The sequence below is a fragment of the Millisia brevis NBRC 105863 genome (assembly GCF_001552615.1).
Lineage (GTDB): Bacteria > Actinomycetota > Actinomycetes > Mycobacteriales > Mycobacteriaceae > Millisia > Millisia brevis.
This window is the reverse complement of the sequence record NZ_BCRN01000001.1, coordinates 236,101-261,592: the sequence shown is the minus strand read 5'-3', so window position 1 is coordinate 261,592 and position 25,492 is coordinate 236,101. Positions and strand designations below refer to the sequence as shown.

Sequence of the window (25,492 nt, the reverse complement as noted above, 5' to 3'; positions counted from 1 at the left end):
CCGATCAGAGGTCGCGGAACCAGGACTCGGTGAGGTAGTCGGTGTCCCAGCCCATCGACCGGTACAGCTGATCGGCGTTCGTGGGAGAGTCCGCGTCGACCTCGAGGCCCACCCGGTTGCGGCCGCGGTCGGCGGCGTCGCCGATCACGGTGTAGAGCAGCCCCTTGGCCACCCCGCGACCGCGGGCCAGGCGGTTGACGCCGATGTACTCGACGTAGGTGCCCTCCGCGCCGGAGACATTGGCGCCGAGGACCGAGCAGACGACCGCGCCGGCGGGCAGCGGCGGTGCGTCCGGATGCTCGGGGTCGTCGACGAAGGCGAGCCACCAGTGGTCCCACCGGTGGCTCGGGTCCTCCCGCAGGCGCTGGGTGAACTCCGGGAACGACTCCCGGTAGGAGTTGAAGTGGTCCTGGAAGGACTCCTCCAACATCCGATGCACCGTCTGCAGGTCCTCGGCGACCGGTAGGCCGCTCGGGTGTCGCTCGACCGGGCGGATCGTGACGCCTGCCCGTACCGCCGGCAGGTCCTCGCCCGGCACGACCGGACGGGTCATGTTCAGCCACCGGCGTCGGCAGTCGTACCCGGCCCGACCGAGCCAGTCGCGCTGCTCGAGGTCCTCGGCGTAGGGGTTCGCGTCCAACCGCGTGCCGGTACGTCCGCGCAACTGCGCGAACTGCAGGCCCTGCTCCGCGGCCCAGGCGTAGCTCGCGGCGGCCAGCTCCGAGCGCAGGTCCGGTGGGGTCAACGTCCGATCTATGTACAGCGCGACCATCGTCCGCCCGGCCGCCCGATCGTGCACGACCACCCAGGCGCGGATGCGGCCCTCGGTGTCGACCACCACCGCCTGATGCCGCGTCCAGCTGGCGGGGCCGATCGCTTCGGATTCCACCAGCGCCGCGTCGGCCGACGACGACCCGGTGAAGGCCTTCTGGTCGGCTCCGCGCAGGACGATCAGGTCGGCGAGATCCTCCGGCTGCGGTGCGCGTGCCTGCCAGCCGGGCAGAACGGTCAGCCCGGCAACGGTGCGAGCGGTCACCGGCGGACGCCGCCCCGCCGAGGCCTGCGCACGGCCGGGGCCGGGGCCCGTTCCGGAAGATCAGACGGTGCCGGACGGGCAGACGGTGCCGAAAGGGAAGGCATATCCGCACCCTACGCGGGCTCGGCGAATCATCGGGTTAAGAATGAGGTCATGAAGGTCCACCTCATCGATGGCACCTACGAGTTGTTCCGGCAGCACTTCGGTGCCGCGCGGCACCATGAGAATCCCAGCGCCGTCGCCGCGACGGTCGGCGTGCTCGGCTCGACCCTGCAACTGATCGCCGACGGGGTGACCCATGTCGGAGTGGCGAGCGACCACGTGATCGAGAGCTTCCGCAACGATCTGTGGGAGGGCTACAAAAGCAGCGAAGGCATGGATCCGGTGCTGCTCAACCAGATTCCGTTGCTCGAGGACGCCCTGGTCGCCATGGGTGTAACCACCTGGGCGATGGTCGAATACGAGGCCGACGACGCGCTCGGCGCCGCCGCCCTGGTCGCCGACGAGGACGCCCGGGTCGAGCAGGTGCTCATCGTCACCCCCGACAAGGACCTCGGCCAATGCGTCCGCGGGGACCGGGTGGTTCAATTCGACCGGCGCAAGGGCGAGATCATCGACGAGGAAGCGGTGATCGCCAAGTTCGGGATCGGCCCCGACTCGATTCCGGACTACCTGGCCCTGGTCGGGGACACCGCCGACGGCTTCCCCGGCCTCAAGGGGTGGGGCGCCAAGTCGACGGCCACGGTGCTCGCCCGCTACGGACGGCTCGAGGACATTCCGGACGATCCCAAGCAGTGGGATGTCCCCGGCGTTCGTGGGGCGGAGAAATTGGCCGGCATCCTCACCGAGCAACGCGATCTGGCGGTGCTCTTCCGGCGGATCGCGACGGTGGTCACCGACATCGCGGTCGGCGCCGTCGACGACTGGCAATGGCGTGGTCCCACCCCGGAATTCGCGGCGATCGCCGAGTACCTGGGCGCGCCTCACCTGATCGATCGAGCGGATCGGTTGGCCGACAAACTCGGCTGACCGAGCCCAGAAAACCCGGGGGTGGCTGTGCGCTCCCCTCCGGGTGGGTAGTTTCGAAGAAGAACAAGGACGTTCGACAGCGAGGAAGATAAGGAGGCAAATCCGTGCTCGTACGCAGGATTGCCCGCCCGATGTTGGCTTCGATCTTTATCACCGGGGGGCTCGACGAGATTCTGAATCCGGCCAACAAGCAGGACGTGGCCGAATCCGTTGTGACACCGCTGTTCGGCAAATCGGTGAACACCGCGACCGTCGTACAGATCGACGGGGCGGTCAAGGTAGCCGCGGGTACCGCGTTGGCAGTGGGTCGTTTCCCGCGTATCGCCGCCCTGGCTCTCGCCGGCAGCCTGGTGCCCACGACCCTGGCCGCGCACCGTTTCTGGGATTTCGAGGACCCGGCGCAGCGGCAGGCGCAGCAGGTGCAGTTCGTCAAGAACGTCAGCCTGCTCGGCGGGCTGTTGCTCGCATCGGTCGACACCGAGGGCAAGCCGTCGGTCGGTTGGCGTGCCCGCCGCGCGGCCCGCAAGCTCGGCGACCAGATCTCCGGTACCCCGACGCCGACGCTGGCGATCGGAGAAACCGCGAGCAATGTCGTCGGTTCCCTCGAGGCCGCAGCCGAACGTGCCCTCGATGCCTTCCCGTCGGAGGCCGTGGGCAACGCCGCCGTGCAGGTGGTTGACTCTCTCGAGTCCGCTACCGAACGCGCCCGCGACAAGTTCCCCAGCGAGGCGGTCGGTGCTGCTGCGGCGACCCTGGTCGACCGGGTCGAGTCGGCGAGCAGTCGCGCCGACAAGAAAGCGCTGAAGAAGGCCGCGAAGTCGGCCGGCAAGCAGCTGCGCTCCGTGGCGGAGACCTCGGCGGCATCGGTCGAGGATGCGGCCGAGCGGGCCAAGGACGCCTGGCCGAGCGATTCGATCGACGACGCCCTGTCCGCGGTATCCGACCGTTTCGACGATGTGGTCAGCCGCAAGGACCGGCGCCGGGCGAAGAAGGCGGCCAAGCAGTTCCGCAAGGACGTGCGGGCCGCGGCCCACACCGCCCGCGAGAACATCGAGCACGCTGCAGACGAGGTGCGCAGCCGCGCCTCCGTCTGAACCGAACTCCGGCCCACTCGACAGCGATACCCGGGGTGCCCCCTATGGCGGCACCCCGGGGATCGAGGGACGGGTGATCAGGAGTCGGCGACGGTGAGTTCCTGTGCGCCGCGAACGGTGTCCGGCTCGAAGTCGTGGCCGGCGGCATCCTCGACATCGACCGCGGCGAAGAGGCGACGGGCAACCACCAGCAGCAGGGCGCCCAGGATCACCGCACCGGCACCGACCCAGAACGGCAGGTGCGGGCTGATCGATTCACCGAGCTTGCCGGCCAGCCACGGGGCGACCGCGCCGCCACCGAAGCGCACGAAACTGTAGGAGGCGGAGGCCACCGGGCGCGGCACCGGTGCGACCTTCATGACCACCTCGGTGACCAGGGTGTTGTTGATGCCGAGGAAGATTCCGGCGATCACGACGCAGGCGACCAGCACTGCGCGGTTGTCGGTGAACACCGCCATCACCACCAGGACACCCGCGAAGCAGAGCAGTGCCCCGATCATCGACGGTACGGTCCCGAAGCGTCGCTGCAGAACTGGCGCCACGGCTACCGACGTCACCGCCAGCGCCAGACCCCAGCCGCAGAAGATCAGCCCGACCGCGACCGCGCCCATGTGCAGGACGAACGGGGTGAAGGCCAGCAGCGTGAAGAACCCGAAGTTGTAGAGCAATGCCGTAACGCCGATGCTCGCCAGCCCGGGATGTCGCAGCGCCCGCAGGGGTGCGGTCAACGGTTCGGGTGTGGTCGTCCGCTCGCCGGCCGGCAGGAACAGGATCGTGACCACCAGCGCGATCGCCATCAGTACCGAGACGCCGAAAAATGGTCCGCGCCAGGAGATGCTGCCCAACGCGCCGCCGACCAGCGGGCCGACCGCGATACCGAGGCCCAGAGCCGCCTCGTACAGGATGATGGCCTGCGCGACCGAGCCGCGCGCCGAGGCGACGATCGTCGCCAGCGCGGTGGCGATGAACAGCGCATTGCCCAGCCCCCACAGGCCGCGCCACCCGATGATCGCGGTGATCGAACCGGCGGACCCGGCGAGGGCGGAGCCGACGATGATGATCGCCAACCCGACCAACAGGGTTCGCTTGGCGCCCAGGCGGCTCGATACCCATCCGGTGAAGAGCATCGCGACCGCCATCACCGCCATATAGCTGGTGAACAGCAGGGAGACCTGTGACGGTGAGGCGTCGAGCTTCTCGGCGATCGGCGCGAGGATCGGGTCGACGAGGCCGATGCCCATGAACGCGATGACGCAGGCGAAGGCGACGGCGTAGACCGCTCGTGGCTGATGCCACATGCTCGGCGGCGCGGTCGCGGAACGCTGCGACGTGCCCGAGGGTGTGGACACACCCTGTGGTGTCGGTGAACCCGAGGGTGTCGATGAGTCGGACGATGTGCTCGCCACGAGTGCCTCCCGAATGCGTGTGGTTCCGATGGGAACCGACTCAGAATATAGATAGTTAGCCTTGCTAATCAATTGGTGAGACGTGGATCACGTGGCGGGGAGATTCCCGGGGGGGGGGGGGCTGCTACCGGTCTCGCGGCTCCGGCTCCGGCTCCGGCTCCGGCTCCGGCTCCGGCTCCGGCTCCGGCTCCGGCTCCGGCTCCGGCTCCGGCTCCGGCTCCGGCTGGTTGCCGTATGTCGACTGGTGACGTCGTCGGCGGGCTTCCGCGTAGGCGATACCGGCGGCGATCAGGACCGGGACCACGTACTTCAGGGCCGAGGCGATCGTGGCCAACCAGGGCGGCAGATCCCAGTCGGGCAGGTTCCAGTCGGGTAGCGGAATGCTCGGCCACGGGATGTTCGGCAGCTGCCAGTCCGGCCACGCGATGGTGGGCAGCCGCCAGTCCGGCCACGGAATGCGGAAAATCACCTGCGCGAGCAGCGAGACCATCAGGATGCCGAACAGCACCCCGGCCGCTGCGGTCGCGGCGCTGCGTGCGGTATGCAGCCGGGGGTGGGCGCGCATCCACTCGATCCGACGCGCCGCCGCCGAACCCGGCTCGGGATCGAAGTCCTTCCCGGACAGGGGGACCCGATTGGCCGCGCGGGCGGCGGCCTCGGATTCGACGTCGAACCAACTGACCCGGCGGATGCGCCCGAGGGTCGATGCGTGCAGTCCGACGGCTCCGTACCCCTCGGCGACGAGCACCAGGTAGTCGTCCATCGTCCAGCGATCGCCCACCGGCACTCCGTCGACGGTCCACGCCACCCGTCGTCCGAGGCCCCGGTCGGTGATGGTGACCTCGTGCGCCCGGCCGTTCGACGTCAGACGCCACGCCTCCGGGGCGCTCACGGTCGGCCCGATCGGTAAATCCGAGTAGTCACTCTGCTAATATAACGGAGCAGTAGCTCCAACAAAAGGATCGGTGACGAGACGATGGCACGCACGGTGGACCCGGAACGGCACGCCGCCCGCCGGTTGATGATCATCGACGCGGCGGTGACCGAGTTCGCAAACGCCGGATACGAACGCACCACTACCGCCGCGATCTGCGCGCGGGCCGGGATCGGGTCGGGCACCTTCTTTCACTACTTCCCCACCAAATCCGCAGCCCTGCTGGCGATCCTCGACCTCGGAACGTCCGAGGTCATCGACTGGTTCGCCGCTCGCGAGCCGGACGCCGACCCGTCGACGGTCATTCGGGCGTGGGCCGCGCATACCGCCGATGAACTGCGCGAACCCCGCCTGGCCGGGTTCGTCAACGCCGTCGGCGCGGTGATGGGGGATCCCGAGGTCGCCGCCGCGCTCGAACGCGACGACGCGGCCCAACGGGACGGTCTGCGTCCCCTGGTCGCCCGCGCCCGCACGGCCGGACTGATCCGCGACGACCTGGTGGTCGAGCGGATCGTCGACTGGCTGCTCGTGCTGATGGACGGGTTCATCTCCCGCATGGCGAGCGACCCGTCGTTCACCGCCGACTCCGAGGGGCCGATCTATCTGGACATCGTCGACCGCTTCCTCGCCGCCTCTTCGGCTGCCGAGAGGTAGTCCTCGCGATTACGCCACGGGAAAATGGTTCGGATGCTTAGCATCCCGACATGAGCGAGCGGGATGTTCGAGTCTTCTTCCAGGGCGGCGCCTTCTTCGAGGGTCCGCGGTGGCACGACGGTCGGTGGTGGGCCTCGGACTTCTACCGTCGGCAGGTGGCGACCTACGACGACAACGGCGTCGAGACGGTCCTGTTCACCGTCGACCAGCAGCCCTCCGGCCTCGGCTGGCTCGCCGACGGAACGCTGGTGGTCGTCTCGATGCGTGACCGGAAGATCCTGCGCTGGGCGGACGGCGAGCTGACCGAACTGGCGGACGTCTCGGCTCATTGCGGCGGCCACCTCAACGACCTGGTCGTCGACGCCAACGACCACATCTTCGTCGGCAATTTCGGATTCGACCTCATGGGCGGCGGTGCGCCGGAGTTGGCGTCGCTGATCCGCGTCGACCCGGACGGCTCGGTCGCCGTCGTCGCCAAGGATCTGTTCTTCCCGAACGGCATGGTGATCAGCCCGGACGGCGCGACGTTGACCGTCGGCGAGACCCTGGGCAACCGATATACCGCCTTCGATCTTGCCGCGGACGGAACTCTCTCCGGTCGCCGCGTGGTCGCCGAATTTGCGCCCCAACCGGAAGGCGCCACCTTCGAGGAGGTGCTCGGGCAGATCGCGGTCGCCCCGGACGGCTGCACCCTCGACGCCGAGGGACATATCTGGGCCGCGGACGCGCTGGGCAATCGGGCGGTCCGCGTCGCGCCGGGCGGCGAGATCGTCGACGAGGTCCGGGTGCCGACCGGCGCGGGCATCTACGCCTGCCAACTCGGCGGACCCGACGGCCGCACCCTGCTGCTCTGCTCCGCGCCGGACTTCTTCGAGCACAACCGCAAGGACACCCGCGAGGCGGTGCTCTACACCACGATCGTCGACGTCCCGCACGCCGGACGCCCCTGACGAGCCGGCCACCCGAATCCGCACGCACCGATTCCGATCGCGCGGGAACCGAAGCGCCCCTGCCGACGACGACTGACTACGTGGGGTAGCAGCCGCGGTGTCGCGGCCTCAGCCGGCTACCTCGAGTCACTCGAAGGGGCCTTTGATGTCGGACGTTGCGGAATCCCGGGTATCGGACGGTCCCTCGTCCCCGCGCCCACCCCTCTGGCCGGGGATCCGGGCGTTGTTGATGCGGCTGCACTTCTACGCGGGGATCCTCGTCGGCCCGTTCATCCTGATCGCGGCAATCACCGGATTGCCCTACACGATCACCCCGCAACTCGAGCAACTCGTGCACCGCGAGCAACTCACCGTCGCGCAGATCGGTGAGCACACCGTTCCGCTCGCCGACCAGGTGGCCGCGGCCCGGCAGGCGCATCCGGAGGGGGCGATCACCGAGGTCCGGCCACCGCGCACCGAGGACGGCACCACCCGGGTGGTGCTGGCCGTCGACGACGTCCCAGACGGATACGGCCGCACGGTCTTCGTCGACCCCTACTCCGGCGAGGTTCGCGGTGCGCTGACCACCTACGGGGAGTGGCTACCGGTCCGCGCGTGGATCGACGAACTGCACCGCAACCTGCACCTGGGCGAGGTGGGTCGCCACTACAGCGAACTGGCCGCGAGCTGGCTGTGGCTGGTCGCCCTCGGCGGTCTGATCATGTGGTGGGGCATGGTCCGACGTCGCACCCGGGCGGCCCGCGCGGCCGTGCTCCCCGATCGCCGCCGATCCGGCCGCGCGCGCACGTTGTCCTGGCACGGCGCCGTCGGCGTATGGATCGTCCTGGGACTGGTGGTGCTCTCGGCGAGCGGTCTGACCTGGTCGCGATATGCCGGCGAGAGCATCTCCGACCTGCGAACCGCGCTCGACTGGACCTCTCCGACCGTGACCACGGCCCTGTCCGGCCAGGACGAGACCGCAGCCGGTGGGCACGGTGGTCACGGCGCACCCGCGGCGGAGACCTCCGATGCCGCGATCACCCGGGGTGTGGGCATCGACGGGGTGTTCACGACCGCGGTCGAGGCGGGTCTGCAGGTGCCGATCCGGCTGATCCCGCCGTCGGGCGAGGATCAGGCCTGGACCGTGCGGGAAGCCAAGCGCAGCTGGCCGACCCGATACGACGCGCTCGCCGTCGATCCGGCGGACGGACGGGTGGTCGACCGGGTCGACTTCTCGTCGTGGCCGCTGATGGCCAAGATGACCAACTGGGTGATCGACACCCACATGGGCATCCTGTTCGGATGGGTCAACCAGATCGTCCTGGCGCTGGTGGCGATCGGCCTGATCACCGTCGTGATCCGGGGCTATCGGATGTGGTGGTCGCGGCGGCCGCGATCGGCCGGGCGGTGGGCCGTCGGTGCGCCGCCGGCCCGCGGCACGCTCACCCGGGTGCCGGTCGGGGTCGCGATCGGCGTGATCCTGGTCGCGGCCATCGTGGGGTGGTATGTACCGCTGCTGGGCATATCGCTGGCGGGCTTCGTGGCGGTGGATGTGGTGGTCGGGCTGCTGCGCGCGCGGGCGGACGAGTCGGATACCGCCTCGCCGACCGAATCGCGATGACGGTCGGTATCGGATCGCCGGCCGGGGGTGTCCCGGCCGGCTCAGGCCGCCGGATCGTCGGTCAGATGTACATGCCGACGACGGCGACCGGAGGAGGTGTCGGGCGGGGCGACCTCGGTCGCTCGCACCGCCGATCCGGTCGGCGGCTCGGGCCGGTCGCGGTAGCGGAGGTGGATCGCGCCGACCACGGCCACCGCGACGAGCACCACCAGATGGCTCGATGCCCGCGACAGGGTGACATTGCCGGCGACGCCGTCCACCGCCACGAAGACCAGCAGGATGCCGACGAATGTGGCCAGCAGCGGAAAGATGCCGGTGGTGGCGCTCGGGCGCAGGCCGACCACGATCAGGCCGATGCCGACCGCGATCGACCACGCGGTGGTCTCGTTGAACAGGTGGGCGGTGGTGTCCATGTCGCCGTGGGCGTGTCCGGTCATCGCGAACGTCATGCCGAGGAGTTGGCCCACCCCGAGCAGGACCTGCAGGCTGCCGAGCACCAGCACCGCGGCCCGCAACGGGTGGTCGCGCAGGACCCATCGACGCGCTCGCTGCCACCTCGACCGTGGGGCGACCGCGCCCGCCGCCGCCAGGATGTCCGCGGTCAGATCCGGGGTGCGGACGGCCGATCGGACGCTCAGCCGCCGGGCGGACTCCGCGGCGGCGGCATACCAGGCGCAGCAGTCGGTGCAACCGGCCAGGTGCTCGTCGACCCGCTCCGCGGGTACCGGTTCGCGCTCCCCGTCGATCCTGGCCGACAGGGACTCGCGCGCTATCGCACAGTCCATGATCCAGCAGTCGCTCCGCTTCCGATCGAAGTTCCCGGCCGGCGGAATTGCGCGCGCCGGGCTCCGGGCGAGTATGCCGCGCCGGGTGCACTAGGGTGACTCGGCGATCGCCGGCGTGCCCACAGTCCCGCTTCGGAAATGAGGTTCCACGATGGCCACCGACGCCTCGTTGACCGAGTTGGCTCTGGCCGCCGGGGCCGGTGATCAGCGTGCCCTCGAAGACTTCGTGCGCGGCTCCCAACGGGATATATGGCGCTTCGTCGCCCACCTCGCCTCGCCGTCCGAAGCCGACGATCTGACCCAGGAAACCTACCTGCGCGCCATCCCGGCGCTCGCGCGGTTCGCCGCTCAATCCAGCGCCCGCACCTGGCTGCTGTCGATCGCTCGACGGGTGGTCGTCGACCATATTCGCCGGTCCTATCGCAGGCCGCGCCTGACCGACGGCGTGGACTGGGAGGCCGCCGCCGATCGGCGGGCCACGCGCGGTGATCGGGCCGGTTTCGAGGACATCGTCGAACTGAACATCCTGCTCGACGGCATCGATATCGATCGTCGCGAGGCCCTGGTGCTCACCGGGATCCTGGGCATGACCTACGAGGAAGCGGCGCGGGTATGTGGCTGCCCGATCGGCACGGTGCGCTCGCGGGTCGCCCGCGGGCGGGAGGACCTGCTCGGCCGATCCCGACGCGGCGAGGACCGGCGTTTCGACTCCGCATAAGCGTGCGCCGTTCGCGGCCGACTATTCGACGCGCGGTCGAATAGTCATTCGATCAACATACGAATCTCGCACGCGGGAAATTGGTCGATAACGCCTGGTACGAGCGCTTCGATAGACATTTCCCCGGGTGCTTCACCCGGATATCCGATCGCAGGATGGGGCGGAATGTCGAATGGAGCGATCATGCAATTCCGAACGAATAATTCCTTATCGAAAGCAACCCGTTTCGGGGTCGCGGGACTGGTGACGATCGGCCTGCTCGGTGGACCGCTGTCGGCCGCCGCCCCCGCGCTCGCCCAGCCCGGTTGCGCGGTCACCCTGGCCGGATCGTTGCCCAAGGAGGCGCCGGATGCCGGCGCCGCGACCATCGTCGATGTGCGCACCGGCTGGGACGGATGCGCGGACAGGCTGGTGATCGACCTGGCCGGGCCCCCGGACGGGTACGTCGTCCGGTACGTCGACGTGGTGCATCGCGAGGGCTCCGGCGAGCCGGTCCCGGTGCGCGGCGGGGCGACCCTGCAGGTGGTGGCCCGATCGCCGGTATACAACCCGGACACCGGGCAGCCGACGTGGGCACCCGCCGATCCGAACGAGGTGGCCGACCTGCGCTGGCATCCCACCTTCCGACAACTGGCCTTCGCCGGTTCCTTCGAAGGGCAGACCACCTTCGCTCTCGGGGTACGCGCCCGGCTGCCATTTCGGGTGTTCACGCTGGAGGGACCCGGCGACGGCAGTCGATTGGTGATCGACGTCGCCCACTTCTGGTGAGGACCGGTTCGGTCGGACGATGTGGATCAGACGATGCCGAGCAGGTGGAATCCCAGCGAGACGATCACGATCGACGGAACCGACGCGAACGTGCTGATCAGGATGGCATCGCGGGCCAGGTGCTCACCACGACCGTAGCGGTGGGCGTACATGAAGACGTTCTGTGCGGTCGGCAGCGCCGCCATGATCACCACGGTGAACAGCTCGATGCCCTCGAGTCCGAACAGCAGACCCAGACCGAGGGCCAGTGACGGGTTGACGAACGTCTTGATCGCCACCAGCGTCCACACGTGCGGGGCGCTGCCATTGCCCGCCGGCTTGGGGCCGAGCCGCAGGGCGATACCGAAGGCGATCAGCATCGCCGGCACCGCCATCCCGCCGAGCAGATCGAGCGGGCCGGCGATCGCGCCCGGCAGGGTGACCGAGAAGACCGACAGCAGCAGGCCGATCACCGAGCCGAGCACGATCGGATTGGTCACCACCCCGAGCACCACCGTGCGCAGTCGATTGCCGCCCTCGCGGGTGGCCGAATGCAGCAGTGCCATCGCCGGCGGGGCGATCAGCAGCAGCTGCATCAGCATGGTCGGTGCGGCCCGGGCGACGTCGCCGAGCACGTAGAACGCGATCGGCAGGCCGAGATTGCCGGCGTTGACGTAGCCGACGCACAACGCACCGATCACCGTGGTGCCCGCCGGTAGGTGCGGCCGCCAGAGCCGATGGGCGATCACCGCGTAGACCGCCATCGCCCCGTACGCGCTCAACGCTGCGGTCCACAGATTGGCCGACAGCAATGCGGCGGGGGACGTCTCCTGCATGATGCGCAGCAACAACGCCGGCGAGGCGACATTGAACGCGATCGTCGACAGGGCCCGTTGACCGCGCTCGTCGACCAGCCCCAGATGCGCCAGGAGGAACCCGACGGCCACGACCACTCCGATGGTCGCAAAGCCGTCCAGCACCGCCGTCACCCGACGATCCTGGCACCTCGGCTCGGTGAGCGCGGCCTCAGCCGTCGCCGGGCAGCGCCGCCGAGTCGTAGAGCTCGGCATACTCCGCAGACGGCGCGATCGGGGTGATCACGTCGATCAGCACGCCGTTGGGGTCGCGGGTGATGAAGTGCCGCTGGCCGAAGTCCTCGTCCCGCGGTTCGAGCAGCATCGGCAGCCCGGCGGCCGCCAATCGCGTGTACACCGCGTCGACGTCGGCGACCTCGAAGTTGATCAGCAGGCCGCCGGTGATCGCCGTGCGGGCGGATTCCGGAACCGTCGGATGGGCATGGTCGAGGACCGCGAGGTTGACCTCCGGGTGTCCGTCGAGCTGCAGATGGACGTACCAGGTGTCGGTGAACATCGACACGAAGCCGAAGTGCTGCTGCCAGAACGTCGCCGTTCCGGGTACGTCGGTGGTCATCAGGACCGGGTAGTAGCTGGTGACCTGCATGTCGGTGAGTGGCATCGTCATCTCCTTCATTTACATACAAACTGTCTGCATGTGAAATTAACGTACAGTCTGTCTGTATGCAAGAGGTAGAGCGCACTCCCGCCCGCCGATCGAACCGGCAGCGGTCGGAAACCACCCGCGCAGCACTGCTGGATGCGGCCAGGGATCTGTTCGTGACCAGGGGATATGCCGACACGACGACGCCGGAGATCGTCGCGGCCGCCGGCACCACCCGCGGCGCGCTGTATCACCACTTCACCGACAAGCGGGATCTCTTCCGGGCGCTGCTCGACCGCGAGGCCGGTCGGGTGGCCGACGACATCCGGGCGGCCGACCACCCGGACGGGGGCCCGGCCGATGCGCTGGCGGCCGGCACCGCCGCCTATCTCGACGCGATGGCGCAGCCGGGCCGCACCCGACTGTTGATGGTCGAGGGGCCCGCGGCGTTCGGTCCGGAGGAGATGCGTGCCCTCGACGAGGCCACCTCGGCGGCCACCCTGGTCGAGGGTCTGCGGGAACTGGGAACGGTGCCCGACACGGTGTCGGTCGACGCGCTGGCGGGGTTGGTATCGGCGGCCTTCGACCGCGCGGCCCTGGCGATCGACGCCGGTGCCGATCCGGGCGAACAGACCGCGGCGTTGCGCTGGTTGCTCGACCGGATCGCCGGCGGCCGGGGGTAGCCGGCTACTTCCAGGCGAAGACCGGCTGCTCGTAGTGGTCGACGCGAGTGGCTCGGCCGTGCAGGACCACCTCGCGGAACTGGTACAGCAGCGCGGCGGTCGGCGCGTGCAGCCGGCCGCCGAGCAACGGCAGGCTGATCACCGGCGACGGTGACTGCGGGATCGTCGCGAAGCCGGGTTCGACGTCGAGCGATTCGACCGGCAGCCGGTACAGCTCGGCCACCTCGGTCGGCTGCGGGATCAACTCGTCCTGGCGGCCGCCCCAGACGACCACCGGGGTGATCACATAGCCCGAGCGGGTCGGATAGTCGTCGAGCAGACCGAGCACCGCGTTCTCGCCGCGGTGCACACCGACCTCTTCGCCGAGTTCGCGCAGCGCCCCCTCGACCGGCGTCTCGTCGCCGTCGAGACGCCCGCCCGGCAGCGCCCACTGCCGCGAATGCCGGCGCATCCCGGCCGGGCGTCGGGTGATCACGTACTGCGGGCCGGGCGATTCGACGGTCGGCCCGTCGGGCGGTTCGAGCAGCACGATCGCGACCGCCGCCGCCGTCAGACCCGCGAGATCCCGGCTGCGCCGCGGAAAGGCGTCCAGCCGGGACCGGGTGCGATCGACGAACTCCTCGATCGCCGATGATTCGGACATCTCAGGCCCGCAGCGGCGCCAGGGCGTTGGTGACCGAGACCACGTGATCGAACAGGCTCCGCAGTTCCCCGTCCCGCCGCTCGCTCGGCGTGAAGGTGTCGCCGTCCCAGTCGGTGAACAGCCCCAGGCTCACCTGACCGCGCACCGCCATCAGATGAGCATTGGCCGCGATGGCCCGCCAGTGCTCGACCGCCCGCACGCCGCCGTCCGCGCCGTAGGACACCAGGCCGAGTGCTTTGTGACCCCACTCGGGGTAGATCACGTCGAAGGCGTTCTTCAGCGCGGCGGGAACGCTGTGGTTGTACTCCGGCGTCACGAAGATGAAACCGTCCAGCGCGTCGATCGCCGCACCCCAGGTGCGCGTCGCGGGATTCTCGTATTTGCGGTTGGCGGCGCCGGGGATCGTGGGCTCCGACAGCAGCGACAGATCGAAGGCGGCCACGTCGAGCAATTCGACGGTCACCGAACCGTCGACGACCGAGGGATAGCCGGCCGACTGCTCGACGATCCAGTGGGCGACGGCCTCGCCGCGGCGTCCCGGGCGGGTGCTGCCGAGGATGATTCCGATCTTCGTGGGCTGTGCGGTTGTCATGCCCACATTCAACCCTTCACAACCACTCCTGTGGGGACGAACATCGATCGCGCCCCGCCCGGCCCTCGGTAGCGTCGGGATGGTAGAAAGCTGAAATGCTGCTCCGCGGAACGGGTAACGTCCGTGTCGCCGATCCTCGACCCGTGCGGGTCGGGGTTGCTGAGGCTAACCTCGGGCGGGAGCGGCATCCGGTCCGACCCCGTGTGTCGAGCCCGATCGACGGCACACCGGAACGCGTCGAGAGGGGGCGGCAATGACCGACGAGGCGCACTATCCGGAGCCCGGCGCCGTTCTGGACGGGGTGACCCATGCGGCGATCTTCTTGGTGCTGACGATCTCCCCCGGCGGTGAGTCGACCGTGCGGGACGTGCTGGCCGATTCCGGTGGGCTGCTGCGCTCGGTGGGATTCCGATCCCCGGAGAACAACCTGTCCCTGGTGATCGGGATCGGCTCCGACGCCTGGGATCGGCTGTACGCCGGACCGCGGCCGGCCGATCTGCACGAGTTCATCGCCTTGGACGGGCCGGTGCACCATGCTCCGTCCACTCCGGGTGATCTGCTGCTGCACATCCGTGCCGAGCGGCTCGACCTGTGCTTCGAGCTGGCCACGCTGTTCATGGATCGGCTCGGTGGTGTCGCCGAGGTGGTCGACGAGGTGCACGGCTTCCGCTACTTCGACCTGCGTGATCTGCTCGGATTCGTCGACGGCACCGAGAACCCGACCGGCCGGGCGAAGTTCGACGCGGTGGTGATCGGCGACGAGGACCCGACCTTTGCCGGCGGCTCCTACGTGATCGTCCAGAAGTACCTGCACGACATGTCGGCCTGGAACGCGTTGACCGTCGAGCAGCAGGAAGCCGCGATCGGCCGCACCAAGCTGGCCGATGTCGAACTGCCCGACGACGTCAAGCCGGTCAATTCGCATGTCGCGCTCAACACCGTCAACGACGCCGACGGCAACCAGCTGCAGATCCTGCGCGACAACATGCCCTTCGGTGCGGTCGGGACCGCCGAATACGGCACCTACTTCATCGGCTACGCGCGCACCCCGGCGGTCACCGAGCAGATGCTGCGAAATATGTTCCTGGGCAACCCTCCCGGTACCACCGACCGGATCCTCGACTTCTCGACCGCGGTGACCGGGGTGCTCTTCTACACCCCGCCGCCCACCTTCTTCGACGCCCAACCCGCGGCCGCCGATTCCGCTGCGGCGCAGGACATCACCTCGCAGGACCCGGACGATTCCGCACCGACCGCCGACGCCTCGCTCGGCATCGGCAGCCTCAAAAGGAGCACGCCATGACCGTCAACAATCTGCACCGCGAGCTCGCTCCCGTCTCCGAGGCGGCCTGGAAGGACCTCGAGGGCGAGGTGCGGTCGACCTTCACCGCGAATGTCGCCGGCCGCCGGGTGGTCGACGTCGCCGAGCCGGGCGGCTACAAGCTCTCCGCGGTCGGCACCGGTCATGTCGCCGAATTGGCGTCCTCCGAGGACGGTCTGCTCTCGCAGCTGCGGACGGTGCAGCCGATCGTCGAGCTGCGGGTGCCCTTCGTCGTCTCCCGGCAGGCGGTCGACGACGTCGAGCGCGGCGCTCCGGACCCGGACTGGGACCCGGCGCGGGAGGCCGCCAAGCGCATCGCCTTCGCCGAGGACCGCGCGATCTTCGACGGGTGGGAGGACGCCAGGATCGGTGGCGTTCGGCCGGAGTCGACCAACGCCCCGATCACGCTGCCCTCGGATGTACGGGAACTGCCCACCGCCGTCGCCCATGGGCTGGGGGAGTTGCGCCTGGCCGGCGTCGACGGTCCCTATGCGCTGGTCCTGAGCGCCGATCTGTACACCGAGGTCACCGAGACCTCCGACCACGGCTATCCGATCCACGCCCACCTCAGCCGGGTGGTCGACGACATCGTCTGGGCGCCCGCCCTGACCGGCGCGGCGCTGCTGTCCACCCGCGGCGGCGACTACACCCTGCGGCTCGGCCAGGATCTGTCGATCGGCTACCTCGCGCACGACGCGACGACGATCACCCTCTACCTGCAGGAGACGCTGACGTTCATCGTCGACACGGCCGAAGCAGCGGTGGCGCTCAACAGCTGAGCGGGATCAGGGGGTATCCGAGCGCTGCCGCCGGCCGGTGACCAGCCAGGTGATCCCGGCCGAGATCACGAACAGCAGCAGCGCCCACATCAGGATGCGTTGTTTACCGACATCGGCGGCGACGGCAAAGAACTGCCAGAACGCCATGGCGACAAAACCCGCCAACGCGGTAATTTTCACCCTGTCCGGCACCACTGCATCCCCCGTTCGTCGATGGCCGCTGCGACCGTATCAGCCCCGGGTGAGGGCCATGCGTTCGTAGCCGCGCAGCACGAAGGTCGGCCGGCGGTGGGCCTCGGCGACGCGCAGCGGGCCGAAGCGGCGCAACAGTGCCTCGACGCCGACCTCCAGTTCCAGGCGGGCGAGCGGGGCGCCGAGGCAGAAGTGGATGCCGAGGCCGAAGGCGAGATGCCGGTTCGGATCACGTTCGGGGACAAAGCGATCGGGCTGTTCGAAGACCGCGGGGTCGCGATTGGCGGCGCCGAGCAGGGCGGCGACCGATTCACCCGCGCGGATCGTGGTCCCCGAGATCTCGACATCGGTGAACGCGGTGCGCACGAACATCTGCAGCGGCGAATCGTGCCGCAGCATCTCCTCGACCAGCGGCGCGCCGGCGCCTGCAGGACCGCCCGACTCCAGCAGCGAGACGATCCCGTTGCCGAAGCCGTTGACGCTCGCCTCGTGGCCGGCGTTGAGCAGCAGCACCACCGTCGCGATCAACTCTCGCGTCGTCAGCCGATCCGCACCGTCGCGGGCCCGGACCAGATCGGACAGCAGGTCGTCACCCGGATGCGAGGTGCGTTCGGCGGCAAGCTGTTCGGTGTAGGCGGCGAAGTCGTCGCTCGCCCGGACCGCCGCCGCCTCCTGTTCGGGAGTGCGGTCGACCTCGTACATCTTCACGATGGCCTGCGACCACGGCCGCAGCAGATGCCGATCGTCCTGCGGCCAGCCGAGCAGTTCGGCGATCACCAATACCGGTAGGGGCTCGGCAAGTTCGGCGATCACGTCGAAGGAGCCGGTCTCCGCCAGGCGCTCGGCGCACCGATCGAGCAGACCGGCGGTCAACTCCTCGATCCGCGGGCGCAGCCGCTCCACATGCCCGCGTCCGAAGGCGCCCTGGACGAGCCGACGCAACCGGGTATGGGTGGGCGGCTCGTTCTCCAGGATCGCGTCGGCGTGCAACCAGTTGAAGGTCTCCCACTCGGCGGCCGGAACACGCGGCCGGAAGGTGCGTCCCATCCCGCGCTCCCGCAGCACCTGCGCGCACTGCTCGTAGCCGGTGGCCACATACATGCCGAGCCCGCTGTGCCGAGCCAGCGGCGCCCGCTGCCGCAGCACCCGAAAGTGGGGATACGGGTCGGCGACGACGTCGGGATCGCCGAGATCGAGAAGCTCCGCGGCGTCGATCACCCGATCAGCGTAGGGGCGCTGCCGCGACCGCGCAGGGCAGCCGGGCGGCGGTGGTGTCAGTCGGCCTTCCCGAGCAGATGCGCCAGCGCCACGTCGATCGTCGGGTGGCGGTAGTGGTGACCCGCGTCGGACAGCTTGGCGGCCACCACTCGCTGGTCGGCCTGCGCGAACTCCTCGGCGCCCTCGCGCCCCAGCAGGACCTGCGGACCCAGCGAGGGCACCGGCAGGATCGCCGGTCGGTGCAGCACCTTCCCGAGGGTGTGGGCAAATTCGCTGTACCGCACCGGATGTGGGGCCACCGCGTTGATCGGCCCGGAGAGCTCCGGATCGGTCACCGCGCGCAGGAGCAGTTCGACCATGTCGTCCAACGAGATCCAGGAGAACCACTGCTTGCCGTCGCCGAGCGGTCCGCCGAGCCCGGCGGCGAACATCGGGTACAGCAGGCGCAGCATGCCGCCGGCCGGGGAGAGCACCACTCCGGTGCGCACCCGCACCAGTCGGGTGTCGGGCCCGACGCCGTCGACCGCGTCGGCCTCCCAGTCGGCCACCACATCGGCGAGGAATCCGGTGCCGCGCCCCGCGGTTTCGGGCAACTCCTCGTCGCCCCGGTCGGCGCCGTAGAAGCCGATCGCCGAACCGCTGACGAAGGTCGACACCCCGGCGGCGCTCGCCGCCCGCGCCAGCAGCTTGGTCGGACCGACCCGCGAGTCGCGCACCTTCTGCTTGTGTCCCTCGGTGAACCGGCCGAGGATCGGCGCGCCCGCGAGGTGGACCACCGCGTCGACGTCGGCGAACAGTTCCGGCGTCGGCGCGGCCGGGTCCCAGACCCGCTGTTCGAGGGTGTCGCCCCCGGATGCCTTCCGCACCAGCTTGATCACCCGATGTCCACCGGTCGACAGCAGCGCGGTCAACGCGGTGCCGATCATCCCGTTGGTGCCGGTCACCGCGACGGTCAGCGGCGTCGCGGAGTACCGGCGGTGGGCGGCGAGGTCGTCGCGGACCTGTCGGGTGCGGTACCGGAAGATCCCATCGAGCAGGGCGCCCGGTGCCGGGGTGCTGACCTCGTCGGTCATGTTCACCCCGGTGGGGCTCGCCTCCAGGGTGTGTTCGTGACGCCACGGCACCACGGTCGGCAGCGGCAGAAATCCGGGCACCGGGACGAGCAGTTCGTCGACGAAACGGGAGCCCTCGATGTACCCGGACGGGTCGTGGCGGGCGGTCCACGGCAGCCCGAGGACCCGCAACTGCGCGCGGCCGTCCCGCAGATTCGCCGCCTCGCGGACCACGGTGATCGGCTGCCACGGGGGCATCAGGCGGTGGATGGCGCCGGGGCGCGACAACCAGGCCCACAGCTGTTCCGGTGAAGTGTCGAAGTCGTCCGTCTGGCGGAAGCTCATAGGCCCCATCATGGTGGGTGCCGGCGCTGCCGGCCACGTTTCGTGCCGGGCGGTCTCATGCTAGGTCGGTGAAGCGCTCGGTGTCGTGCACCGTTCCGGAGACGATGATCGTGTCCTCCGGCGCCAGCACGGTGTCCTCGGTCGCGTAGGTGAAGCCCTCGCCGGGGCGCTTGATCGCCACCACCGTCACCTTGTACTTGGTGCGGATCGTCGAATCGGCCAACCGCCGACCGATCACGAACGCCGGCGGCGTGGTCTTGGCCAGGGCGAACCCGTCGTCGAACTCGATGTAGTCCTGCATGCGTCCGCGCACCAGGTGGGCGACCCGCTTGCCCATGTCGTACTCCGGTTGCACCACGTGGTGGACGCCGATCTGGGTGAGGATCTTCGCGTGCGCCGAGCTGGTCGCCTTGGCCCAGATATTCGGGATCTCCATGTCGAGCAGCGCCGAGGCGGTCAGCAGGCTGGCCTCGAGATCGGTGCCGATCGCGACCACCGCCCGGGTGTACTCGTGTACCGACAGCTGCCGCAGCGACTCCTCGTCGGTGGTGTCGGCGACGACGGCGTGGGTCAGCTGCCCGGAGAGGCGCTGGACGACCACCTCGCGCGAGTCGACACCGAGCACCTCGACCCCCTCGCGCATCAGCTCGAGCGCCAGCGACCGTCCGAAGCGCCCGAGCCCCAGGACGGCCACCACATTCGAGGTGTCCTTAGTCGCCACTGCCGTTCCTCTCGTTGTCGTCCGGATGTGGGCGCGTCGCTCAGCCGATGAGCGGGCGCTCCTGCGGGTAGGTGTACCGCCGGGTGCGGGTGCGCGCCGCCAACGCGCTGACCAGGGTGATCGACCCGATCCGGCCGATGTACATCAGCGCGACCAGCATGACCTGCCCCCAGACCGGCAGCTGTGGAGCCAGGCCGACCGACAGCCCCGCGGTCGCCGATGCCGAGATCACCTCGAACAGGATGTGGTCGAGATCGAAGCTGGTCCCGGCGAGCAGCACGATCGTCGGCACCATCACCAGCGCCACCGCCAGCAACGCCACCGACAGGGCCTGCCGCTGGACCCGCGGATCCATCGTGCGGTCGAAGATGGTCACCTTCGACTCGCCGCGCACCTCGGCGAGGATCACGAACAGCAGCAGCGCGAAGGTGGTCACCTTGATGCCGCCCGCGGTGCTGCCGCTGCCGCCGCCGATGAACATCAACACGTTGGTGACCAGCAGTGTCGCCGGGTCCATCGCGGCGTAGTCGACGCTGTTGAATCCGGCCGACCGCGGCATCGACCCCTGGAAGAACGCCACCAACAGACGCTCACCCATCGAGAAACCGGCCAGGGTGCGCTGCCATTCGAGGACCAGCACCGCGACCGTCCCGCCGACCAGCAGCACCGCGGTGGTCAGCAGCGTCAGCCGGGTGTGCACCGTCCAGCGCGGCGGGCGGCGGCGACGCAGATGCCGGCCGATTTCGAAGAGCACCGGAAAGCCGATACCCCCGGTGATCACCGCCGCGATCAGCGGCAGGCAGATCCACGGATCGCCCGCGAAGCCGATCATGTTGTCGCCGAATAGGGCGAAGCCGGCGTTGTTGAACGCCGAGATCGCGTGAAAGACGCCCAGCCAGATCGCCCGGGGGACCGTTTCGTCGTAGCCGAGGTGGAAGCGCGCCGCCAGGGCTATCGCGGTGATCAGCTCGAGGATCACGCTCATCTTGACCACACCGAGCACCACGGTCCGCACATCGCCGATGCCGCCGGTCGAGCGGGCCTCGACGGCGGTGTTGAGGCGGGCGCGCAGCCCGATGCGGTCGGCCAGGAGCAGTCCGACCAGCGAGGCCATCGTCATGATGCCCAGTCCGCCGATCTGGATCAGCGCCAGGATGACCCCCAGACCGAATCCCGACCAATGGGTAGTGGTGTCGACGATGACCAGCCCGGTCAGACAGATCGCCGAGGTGGCGGTGAACAGTGCGTCGACCACGCCGGTGGGGATGTCGTCGGCGCGGGCGGCGGGCAGCATCAGCAGACCGGTGCCGATCGCGATGGCCACGGCGAAGCTGAGCGCGACGATGCGTGTCGGGGTCAGCGTCACGGTCGCCTGCCGGGCCGCCTGGGTTCGCGCGAGCGGAACACATCGATGAACCTAGTGGCGGCTCCGCGATGGGGTGCCCGATTGCGGCCCGAACCACCGAAACGGAGGGGGCGGTCGATAGGGTGGCCGGGTGAGTTCCCTGATTCCGGAATATCCCCACGAGACACCCGTCCAGGTGTCGATCCCCGAACTGAACCTGGTGGTCGTCCGGCACGAGAAGACCACTCTCGATGCGCTACCCGCCCTCTTCGACGGCACCTTCTCCGCGCTCGGTGCCGCAGCCGAGAAGGGCACCTTCATCCCCGTCGGCGCCGCGCTGGCGATCTATAACGGCAGCCCCTTCGAGGTCTTCGACCTCGAGATCGGTTTCCCGGTGGCGGAGCCGATCGACGGCCCGCTCGAACTCGGCGACTACGTCGCGGTGCCGGTGACGCTCGAGCCGGGCACCGCCTGGGCGGCCAGCCATGTCGGCTCCTACGAAGGCCTTCCCGAGGCCTGGGCCGGACTGGCGAAGGCCGCGCTGGACGCCGGCGCCCAGCCGACCGGCCGCACCATCGAGGCCTACGTCACCGAGCCGTTCCCGGGTATCGACCCGAGTCGGCTGCGCACCGACCTGATCCTGCCGGTCGTCTGATCCCACTCAGCTCGGGTCGACCAGCGGCGCCTGCAGGCTCCAGATCCGGCCGTCGGGGTCGCGAACCGTCATCTCCCTGGTCCCGTAATGGGTCTCGGTGAACGGTTCGACGACCTCGACGGGCGCGGTGGCGAAGAAGGCGTCCGCGTCGGGCACCTCGAGCGCGAGGGTGGTGCGCACCGGCTGTTCGGCAGGGACCTCGGCGACGAAGATGGTGGGGCCGGTGGCGTTGCGCAGTTGACCCGAGTTGTGGTCGGTCTCGAAGTCGATGGAGTAGCCGAGGGCCTGCAGGAATTCGGCGGTCTGCTTCCAGCTGTGGGTTTCGAGGAAGATCGACTGAATACCGTTGGTGGACATCTCACTGGTGGCCATGTCCCCATTGAACACCCGTCGGCGGCGGTGAACCGGCCGCCGACGGATGGTCTCTTCCGGTCGGGCCGTCAGGGGGTCCGAACGCGCTCGATCGCGGTCATCACGTGGTAGACGATGATCGCGGCGAGGGTGCCCAGGGCGATACCGTTGAAGGTCAGCGACCCGTTGGAGAAGGTGAAGTCGGCGATGCCGATCACCAGGGCGATGCCGGCGGTGAACTGGTTGGCCGGGCGGGAGAAGTCGACCTTGTTGTCGATCCAGATCTTGATACCGATCACGCCGATCAGGCCGTAGAGAGCGGTGGTGACGCCGCCGAGCACGCCGGGCGGGATCGTGTTGACCAGGGCGCCGACCTTCGGCAGGAAGCCCAGCGCGATCGCGAAGCCACCGGCCACCCAGTACGCGGCGGTCGAGTACACCTTGGTGGCGGCCATGACGCCGATGTTCTCGCCGTAGGTGGTGGTACCGGAGCCGCCGCCCACGCCGGCGATCGTGGTGGCGACACCGTCGGCGAAAAGCGCGCGACCGGTCAGCTTGTTCAGGCTCGGGTCGGCCAGGTGGGCGACGCTGCGCACGTGCCCGACGTTCTCGGCGATCAGCACCAGCACCACCGGCAGGAACGCGGGCAGCACCGACCAGGCGAGCGTCGGGGACTGGAAGTCGGGCAACCCGATCCAGGCGGCCTCGGAGACCGGCGTGAAGTCGATCTGCCCGGCGATCACCGCGGCGATGTAACCGACCACGACACCGAAGAAGATCGACAGGCGGGCGATCAGGCCGCGGAAGATCACCGTCCACAGGATCACCGCGGCCAGGGTGATCAGCGCGATCCACGGCGAGATCGCGAAGTTGGCCTTCGCGACCGGGGCGAGGTTGAAGCCGATCAGCGCCACGATCGCGCCGGCGACGATCGGCGGCATGAGCGCGTCGATCCAGCCGGTGCCGGTGAACTGGACCAGCACACCGACCAGGGCGAGCAGGACACCGACCGCGATGATGCCGAACAGCGCCCCGCCGGGACCGTCCGAGGCGACCGCCGCGGTGATCGGCGCGATGAACGCAAACGACGAGCCGAGGTAGCTCGGTAGCCGGTTGCCGGTGATCAGCAGGAACAGGATCGTGCCGACACCCGAGAAGAACAGGGTGGTCGTCGGCGGGAATCCGGTGAGCAGCGGCACCAGGAAGGTGGCGCCGAACATCGCGACGACGTGCTGCAAACCGAGCCCGATCGTCGCGGGCCACGCCAGCCGCTCATCCGGCTTGACGATCTCGTCGGCGGCGATCGTCCGACCGTCGCCGTGCAGCTTCCAGCTCATATTCATGCAGGACAGAGTGGACGACCGGGTGCCGACCGGCAATTCGGCGCGCGGGGGATATCGTGCCGACGATCGGTCGGTTTCCCCGGGCCCGGTGCAGCGAATGTGGCGCACCGTGAGAAGGCCCGGCCACCGTTTGTTACGGGCATATGTCGAAGTTCTCATCGCGGCGGTCCGCGCGGCGGTAGTTGCATGTTGCGGACGTTTAACCGTTGTGTATCGAAGCGCGAATGTCCGATTCCTACGGTGGTGTTCATCGCGGGATCGAGCCCTTCACCCATGCGGAAGCCCAATGTCGGGCCGCATACGCCCGACGGCCGCGTCGTCAGTGCTCGACATTTCGAGGTTCTCCGATAGCTCCCGGAAAGGGACACGAACATGACTTCCGCGCCTTCGCCCGCGTCGACATCGACATCGACCCCGCACGCCAACAGCTCCGCCCCGCCCACCCCGGCCGAACTGATCGGCCCCGGCCGCTGGATCGAACACTGGGATCCCGACGACGTCGACTTCTGGGATGCGACGGGCAAGCCGATCGCCCGACGGAACCTGTTGTGGTCCATCGTCGCCGAGCACATCGGCTTCTCGGTGTGGCTGCTCTGGTCGATCGTCGTGGTGATGATGACCGGCACCTTCGCCGCCGACGGCACCCTGACCGCCGCCGGTACCAACGGCTGGGCCCTGACCGCGGGCGAGGCGCTGACCCTGGTGGCGGTGGCCTCCGGTGTCGGCGCGATGATGCGCATCCCCTATACCTTCGCCGTGCCGATCTTCGGCGGACGCAACTGGACGGTGATTTCCGCTCTGCTGCTGGTGATTCCGACCCTCGGTCTCGCCTGGGCGGTGTCGAATCCCGGCATCCCGTTCTGGGTGCTGCTCGTCGTCGCCGGCACCGCGGGACTCGGCGGCGGCAACTTCGCCTCCTCGATGGCGAACATCACCTTCTTCTTCCCCGAACGTGAAAAGGGTTGGGCCCTCGGCCTGAACGCGGCCGGTGGCAATATCGGTGTCGCCGTGGCCCAGAAGATCGTGCCGCTGGTGGTCGCGCTCGGCGGGATCGGCGCCGGGCTGGCGAACGCGGGCCTGCTCTACTTCGTCCTGGCGATCGGCGCCGCGGTCTTCGCGTACTTCCAGATGGACAACCTGCGCGAGGCCAAGGCCGACATCCGGCCGACGATCAACGCCACCAAGCACCTGCACACCTGGCTGATCGCCGTCCTCTACATCGGCACCTTCGGCTCCTTCATCGGCTACTCCGCCGCCTTCCCGACGCTGCTGCGGTCGGTCTTCGAACGCACCGACATCGCCCTGACCTGGGGCTTCCTCGGCGCCCTCGTCGGCTCGATCTCGCGGCCGCTCGGCGGCAAGCTCGCCGACCGGGTCGGCGGCTCGGCGGTCACCTTCGTCGCCTTCCTGGTGATGGCAGGCGCCGGTGTGATCGCGGTGATCGGCGTGCAATCGCGCAGCCTGGTGCTGTTCTTCATCGCCTTCCTGCTGCTGTTCATCGCCACCGGCATCGGCAACGGGTCGACCTACCGGATGATCCCGTCGGTATTCACCCGACTGGCGATCGTGCACGGCCACGACACCCCGGAGGGCCGGCTGGAGATGAAGCGGCGCGCGGCCGGCGCCATCGGCCTGATCTCCGCGGTCGGCGCGTTCGGTGGCTTCCTGGTGCCGTTCATCTACCGCTTCTCCACCGACCTGACCGGCTCGATCGTGCCCGCCCTGCAGATCTACGTCGGTGTCTTCCTGGTGATGGCCGTCGTGACCGCCGCGTTCTACCTGCGCCCCGGCGCGACCATGGCGCGGGTCTGATCGCTCCCGATCCGCCGTATCCCGGACAG

Annotated in this window: 26 protein-coding genes and 1 pseudogene; 12 read left to right on the top strand and 15 right to left on the bottom strand. The window is 69.1% G+C overall.

Annotation, left to right across the window (positions count from 1 at the left end; genetic code table 11):
- Nucleotides 1-4: 4 nt before the first annotated feature.
- Nucleotides 5-1,036 (bottom strand): GNAT family N-acetyltransferase, encoded by a 1,032-nt coding sequence (locus MB1_RS01185; RefSeq protein ID WP_218000155.1) that lies wholly within the window; start codon nt 1,034-1,036, stop codon nt 5-7.
- A gap of 153 nt (nt 1,037-1,189) precedes the next feature.
- Between MB1_RS01185 and MB1_RS01180 the strand changes: the two genes are divergently transcribed.
- Together MB1_RS01180 and MB1_RS01175 are read left to right on the top strand one after the other, a co-directional pair.
- Nucleotides 1,190-2,065, top strand: coding sequence for a 5'-3' exonuclease (locus tag MB1_RS01180; protein ID WP_066902855.1), 876 nt, complete (start codon nt 1,190-1,192; stop codon nt 2,063-2,065).
- Between the two features lie 131 nt (nt 2,066-2,196).
- Nucleotides 2,197-3,159 carry a DoxX family protein gene (locus tag MB1_RS01175; RefSeq protein ID WP_066902853.1) on the top strand — a complete coding sequence of 321 codons (963 nt, stop codon included), beginning with the start codon at nt 2,197-2,199 and terminating at the stop codon, nt 3,157-3,159.
- A 77-nt stretch (nt 3,160-3,236) separates the two neighbouring features.
- On the opposite strand, the gene MB1_RS01170 is transcribed toward MB1_RS01175, so the two are convergent.
- Nucleotides 3,237-4,457 carry an MFS transporter gene (locus MB1_RS01170; protein WP_066903435.1) on the bottom strand — a complete coding sequence of 407 codons (1,221 nt, stop codon included), beginning with the start codon at nt 4,455-4,457 and terminating at the stop codon, nt 3,237-3,239.
- Nucleotides 4,458-4,689: 232 nt separating this feature from the next.
- Nucleotides 4,690-5,457, bottom strand: a complete 768-nt coding sequence (locus MB1_RS01165; RefSeq protein WP_066902851.1) for a hypothetical protein — start codon at nt 5,455-5,457, stop codon at nt 4,690-4,692.
- Between the two features lie 84 nt (nt 5,458-5,541).
- On the opposite strand from MB1_RS01165, the gene MB1_RS01160 reads away from it, so the two are divergent.
- The 3 genes from MB1_RS01160 to MB1_RS01150 all read left to right on the top strand — a co-directional run bounded on the left by MB1_RS01160 (nt 5,542) and on the right by MB1_RS01150 (nt 8,703).
- Nucleotides 5,542-6,153, top strand: coding sequence for a TetR/AcrR family transcriptional regulator (locus tag MB1_RS01160; RefSeq protein ID WP_066902850.1), 612 nt, complete (start codon nt 5,542-5,544; stop codon nt 6,151-6,153).
- Nucleotides 6,154-6,203: 50 nt separating this feature from the next.
- Nucleotides 6,204-7,103: an SMP-30/gluconolactonase/LRE family protein gene (locus MB1_RS01155; protein WP_066902848.1), complete on the top strand. Its 900-nt coding sequence runs from the start codon at nt 6,204-6,206 to the stop codon at nt 7,101-7,103.
- 145 nt (nt 7,104-7,248) lie between these two features.
- A complete protein-coding gene (locus tag MB1_RS01150) occupies nt 7,249-8,703 on the top strand; it encodes a PepSY-associated TM helix domain-containing protein (protein ID WP_066902846.1) in 1,455 nt (484 codons plus the stop codon).
- 41 nt (nt 8,704-8,744) lie between these two features.
- On the opposite strand, the gene MB1_RS01145 is transcribed toward MB1_RS01150, so the two are convergent.
- Nucleotides 8,745-9,488, bottom strand: a complete 744-nt coding sequence (locus MB1_RS01145; RefSeq protein ID WP_066902844.1) for a zf-HC2 domain-containing protein — start codon at nt 9,486-9,488, stop codon at nt 8,745-8,747.
- Between the two features lie 151 nt (nt 9,489-9,639).
- Here MB1_RS01145 and MB1_RS01140 point away from each other — a divergent pair, with 151 nt between their 5' ends.
- Both MB1_RS01140 and MB1_RS01135 read left to right on the top strand, forming a co-directional pair.
- Nucleotides 9,640-10,206: a sigma-70 family RNA polymerase sigma factor gene (locus MB1_RS01140; RefSeq protein ID WP_066902842.1), complete on the top strand. Its 567-nt coding sequence runs from the start codon at nt 9,640-9,642 to the stop codon at nt 10,204-10,206.
- Between the two features lie 243 nt (nt 10,207-10,449).
- Nucleotides 10,450-10,974 carry an AMIN-like domain-containing (lipo)protein gene (locus MB1_RS01135; protein ID WP_245649967.1) on the top strand — a complete coding sequence of 175 codons (525 nt, stop codon included), beginning with the start codon at nt 10,450-10,452 and terminating at the stop codon, nt 10,972-10,974.
- 26 nt (nt 10,975-11,000) lie between these two features.
- Here the strand turns inward: MB1_RS01135 and MB1_RS01130 are convergent, their stop codons facing one another.
- Nucleotides 11,001-11,942 carry an AEC family transporter gene (locus MB1_RS01130; protein ID WP_066902840.1) on the bottom strand — a complete coding sequence of 314 codons (942 nt, stop codon included), beginning with the start codon at nt 11,940-11,942 and terminating at the stop codon, nt 11,001-11,003.
- 37 nt (nt 11,943-11,979) lie between these two features.
- The gene (locus tag MB1_RS01125) at nt 11,980-12,429 is read right to left on the bottom strand and encodes a VOC family protein (protein ID WP_245649966.1); all 450 of its coding nucleotides are present in this window, start codon (nt 12,427-12,429) and stop codon (nt 11,980-11,982) included.
- 62 nt (nt 12,430-12,491) lie between these two features.
- On the opposite strand from MB1_RS01125, the gene MB1_RS01120 reads away from it, so the two are divergent.
- Nucleotides 12,492-13,094 (top strand): TetR/AcrR family transcriptional regulator, encoded by a 603-nt coding sequence (locus MB1_RS01120; RefSeq protein ID WP_066902838.1) that lies wholly within the window; start codon nt 12,492-12,494, stop codon nt 13,092-13,094.
- A 4-nt stretch (nt 13,095-13,098) separates the two neighbouring features.
- Here MB1_RS01120 and MB1_RS01115 read toward each other — a convergent pair whose 3' ends face one another.
- Nucleotides 13,099-13,737 carry an NUDIX hydrolase gene (locus MB1_RS01115; RefSeq protein WP_066902836.1) on the bottom strand — a complete coding sequence of 213 codons (639 nt, stop codon included), beginning with the start codon at nt 13,735-13,737 and terminating at the stop codon, nt 13,099-13,101.
- A gap of 1 nt (nt 13,738) precedes the next feature.
- On the bottom strand, nt 13,739-14,329 hold the full coding sequence (locus MB1_RS01110) for an NADPH-dependent FMN reductase (RefSeq protein ID WP_066903429.1): 591 nt from the start codon (nt 14,327-14,329) through the stop codon (nt 13,739-13,741).
- A 253-nt stretch (nt 14,330-14,582) separates the two neighbouring features.
- On the opposite strand from MB1_RS01110, the gene MB1_RS01105 reads away from it, so the two are divergent.
- Nucleotides 14,583-15,632 carry a Dyp-type peroxidase gene (locus tag MB1_RS01105; protein ID WP_066902834.1) on the top strand — a complete coding sequence of 350 codons (1,050 nt, stop codon included), beginning with the start codon at nt 14,583-14,585 and terminating at the stop codon, nt 15,630-15,632.
- The gene (locus MB1_RS01100; protein WP_066902832.1) at nt 15,629-16,429 is read left to right on the top strand and encodes a family 1 encapsulin nanocompartment shell protein; all 801 of its coding nucleotides are present in this window, start codon (nt 15,629-15,631) and stop codon (nt 16,427-16,429) included. The genes MB1_RS01105 and MB1_RS01100 overlap by 4 nt, the downstream gene beginning before the upstream one ends.
- 6 nt (nt 16,430-16,435) lie before the next feature.
- Here the strand turns inward: MB1_RS01100 and MB1_RS01095 are convergent, their stop codons facing one another.
- The 5 genes and pseudogenes from MB1_RS01095 to MB1_RS01075 all read right to left on the bottom strand — a co-directional run.
- Nucleotides 16,436-16,621 carry a hypothetical protein gene (locus tag MB1_RS01095; RefSeq protein WP_157083841.1) on the bottom strand — a complete coding sequence of 62 codons (186 nt, stop codon included), beginning with the start codon at nt 16,619-16,621 and terminating at the stop codon, nt 16,436-16,438.
- Between the two features lie 39 nt (nt 16,622-16,660).
- Complete coding sequence (locus MB1_RS01090; RefSeq protein ID WP_066902828.1) at nt 16,661-17,839, bottom strand: cytochrome P450; 1,179 nt, start codon at nt 17,837-17,839, stop codon at nt 16,661-16,663.
- 56 nt (nt 17,840-17,895) lie between these two features.
- Nucleotides 17,896-19,236, bottom strand: coding sequence for a TIGR01777 family oxidoreductase (locus tag MB1_RS01085; protein WP_066902826.1), 1,341 nt, complete (start codon nt 19,234-19,236; stop codon nt 17,896-17,898).
- Nucleotides 19,237-19,291: 55 nt separating this feature from the next.
- Nucleotides 19,292-19,933 (bottom strand): potassium channel family protein, encoded by a 642-nt coding sequence (locus MB1_RS01080; RefSeq protein ID WP_439646916.1) that lies wholly within the window; start codon nt 19,931-19,933, stop codon nt 19,292-19,294.
- Nucleotides 19,934-19,997: 64 nt separating this feature from the next.
- Nucleotides 19,998-21,329: pseudogene (locus MB1_RS01075) on the bottom strand (TrkH family potassium uptake protein); the annotation flags it as partial.
- 124 nt (nt 21,330-21,453) lie between these two features.
- Between MB1_RS01075 and MB1_RS01070 the strand changes: the two are divergent.
- Nucleotides 21,454-21,957 (top strand): GyrI-like domain-containing protein, encoded by a 504-nt coding sequence (locus MB1_RS01070; RefSeq protein ID WP_084350580.1) that lies wholly within the window; start codon nt 21,454-21,456, stop codon nt 21,955-21,957.
- Between the two features lie 6 nt (nt 21,958-21,963).
- Here the strand turns inward: MB1_RS01070 and MB1_RS01065 are convergent, their stop codons facing one another.
- Together MB1_RS01065 and MB1_RS01060 are read right to left on the bottom strand one after the other, a co-directional pair.
- Nucleotides 21,964-22,314: a VOC family protein gene (locus tag MB1_RS01065; protein WP_066903425.1), complete on the bottom strand. Its 351-nt coding sequence runs from the start codon at nt 22,312-22,314 to the stop codon at nt 21,964-21,966.
- Between the two features lie 83 nt (nt 22,315-22,397).
- Nucleotides 22,398-23,651: a uracil-xanthine permease family protein gene (locus MB1_RS01060; protein ID WP_066903423.1), complete on the bottom strand. Its 1,254-nt coding sequence runs from the start codon at nt 23,649-23,651 to the stop codon at nt 22,398-22,400.
- Between the two features lie 372 nt (nt 23,652-24,023).
- On the opposite strand from MB1_RS01060, the gene MB1_RS01055 reads away from it, so the two are divergent.
- On the top strand, nt 24,024-25,463 hold the full coding sequence (locus MB1_RS01055) for an MFS transporter (RefSeq protein WP_084350578.1): 1,440 nt from the start codon (nt 24,024-24,026) through the stop codon (nt 25,461-25,463).
- The last annotated feature ends 29 nt before the right edge of the window (nt 25,464-25,492 follow it).

Bases quoted from the DNA above. Each gene is read 5' to 3' on its own strand.
- MB1_RS01180 (WP_066902855.1), top strand. From the start codon at position 1,190: ATGAAGGTCCACCTCATCGATGGCACCTACGAGTTGTTCCGGCAGCAC.
- MB1_RS01175 (WP_066902853.1), top strand. From the start codon at position 2,197: ATGTTGGCTTCGATCTTTATCACCGGGGGGCTCGACGAGATTCTGAAT.
- MB1_RS01170 (WP_066903435.1), bottom strand. From the start codon at position 4,457: ATGTGGCATCAGCCACGAGCGGTCTACGCCGTCGCCTTCGCCTGCGTC.
- MB1_RS01160 (WP_066902850.1), top strand. From the start codon at position 5,542: ATGGCACGCACGGTGGACCCGGAACGGCACGCCGCCCGCCGGTTGATG.
- MB1_RS01155 (WP_066902848.1), top strand. From the start codon at position 6,204: ATGAGCGAGCGGGATGTTCGAGTCTTCTTCCAGGGCGGCGCCTTCTTC.
- MB1_RS01150 (WP_066902846.1), top strand. From the start codon at position 7,249: ATGTCGGACGTTGCGGAATCCCGGGTATCGGACGGTCCCTCGTCCCCG.
- MB1_RS01145 (WP_066902844.1), bottom strand. From the start codon at position 9,488: ATGGACTGTGCGATAGCGCGCGAGTCCCTGTCGGCCAGGATCGACGGG.
- MB1_RS01140 (WP_066902842.1), top strand. From the start codon at position 9,640: ATGGCCACCGACGCCTCGTTGACCGAGTTGGCTCTGGCCGCCGGGGCC.
- MB1_RS01125 (WP_245649966.1), bottom strand. From the start codon at position 12,429: ATGCCACTCACCGACATGCAGGTCACCAGCTACTACCCGGTCCTGATG.
- MB1_RS01120 (WP_066902838.1), top strand. From the start codon at position 12,492: ATGCAAGAGGTAGAGCGCACTCCCGCCCGCCGATCGAACCGGCAGCGG.
- MB1_RS01115 (WP_066902836.1), bottom strand. From the start codon at position 13,737: ATGTCCGAATCATCGGCGATCGAGGAGTTCGTCGATCGCACCCGGTCC.
- MB1_RS01110 (WP_066903429.1), bottom strand. From the start codon at position 14,329: ATGACAACCGCACAGCCCACGAAGATCGGAATCATCCTCGGCAGCACC.
- MB1_RS01105 (WP_066902834.1), top strand. From the start codon at position 14,583: ATGACCGACGAGGCGCACTATCCGGAGCCCGGCGCCGTTCTGGACGGG.
- MB1_RS01100 (WP_066902832.1), top strand. From the start codon at position 15,629: ATGACCGTCAACAATCTGCACCGCGAGCTCGCTCCCGTCTCCGAGGCG.
- MB1_RS01085 (WP_066902826.1), bottom strand. From the start codon at position 19,236: ATGAGCTTCCGCCAGACGGACGACTTCGACACTTCACCGGAACAGCTG.
- MB1_RS01065 (WP_066903425.1), bottom strand. From the start codon at position 22,314: ATGTCCACCAACGGTATTCAGTCGATCTTCCTCGAAACCCACAGCTGG.
- MB1_RS01060 (WP_066903423.1), bottom strand. From the start codon at position 23,651: ATGAATATGAGCTGGAAGCTGCACGGCGACGGTCGGACGATCGCCGCC.
- MB1_RS01055 (WP_084350578.1), top strand. From the start codon at position 24,024: ATGACTTCCGCGCCTTCGCCCGCGTCGACATCGACATCGACCCCGCAC.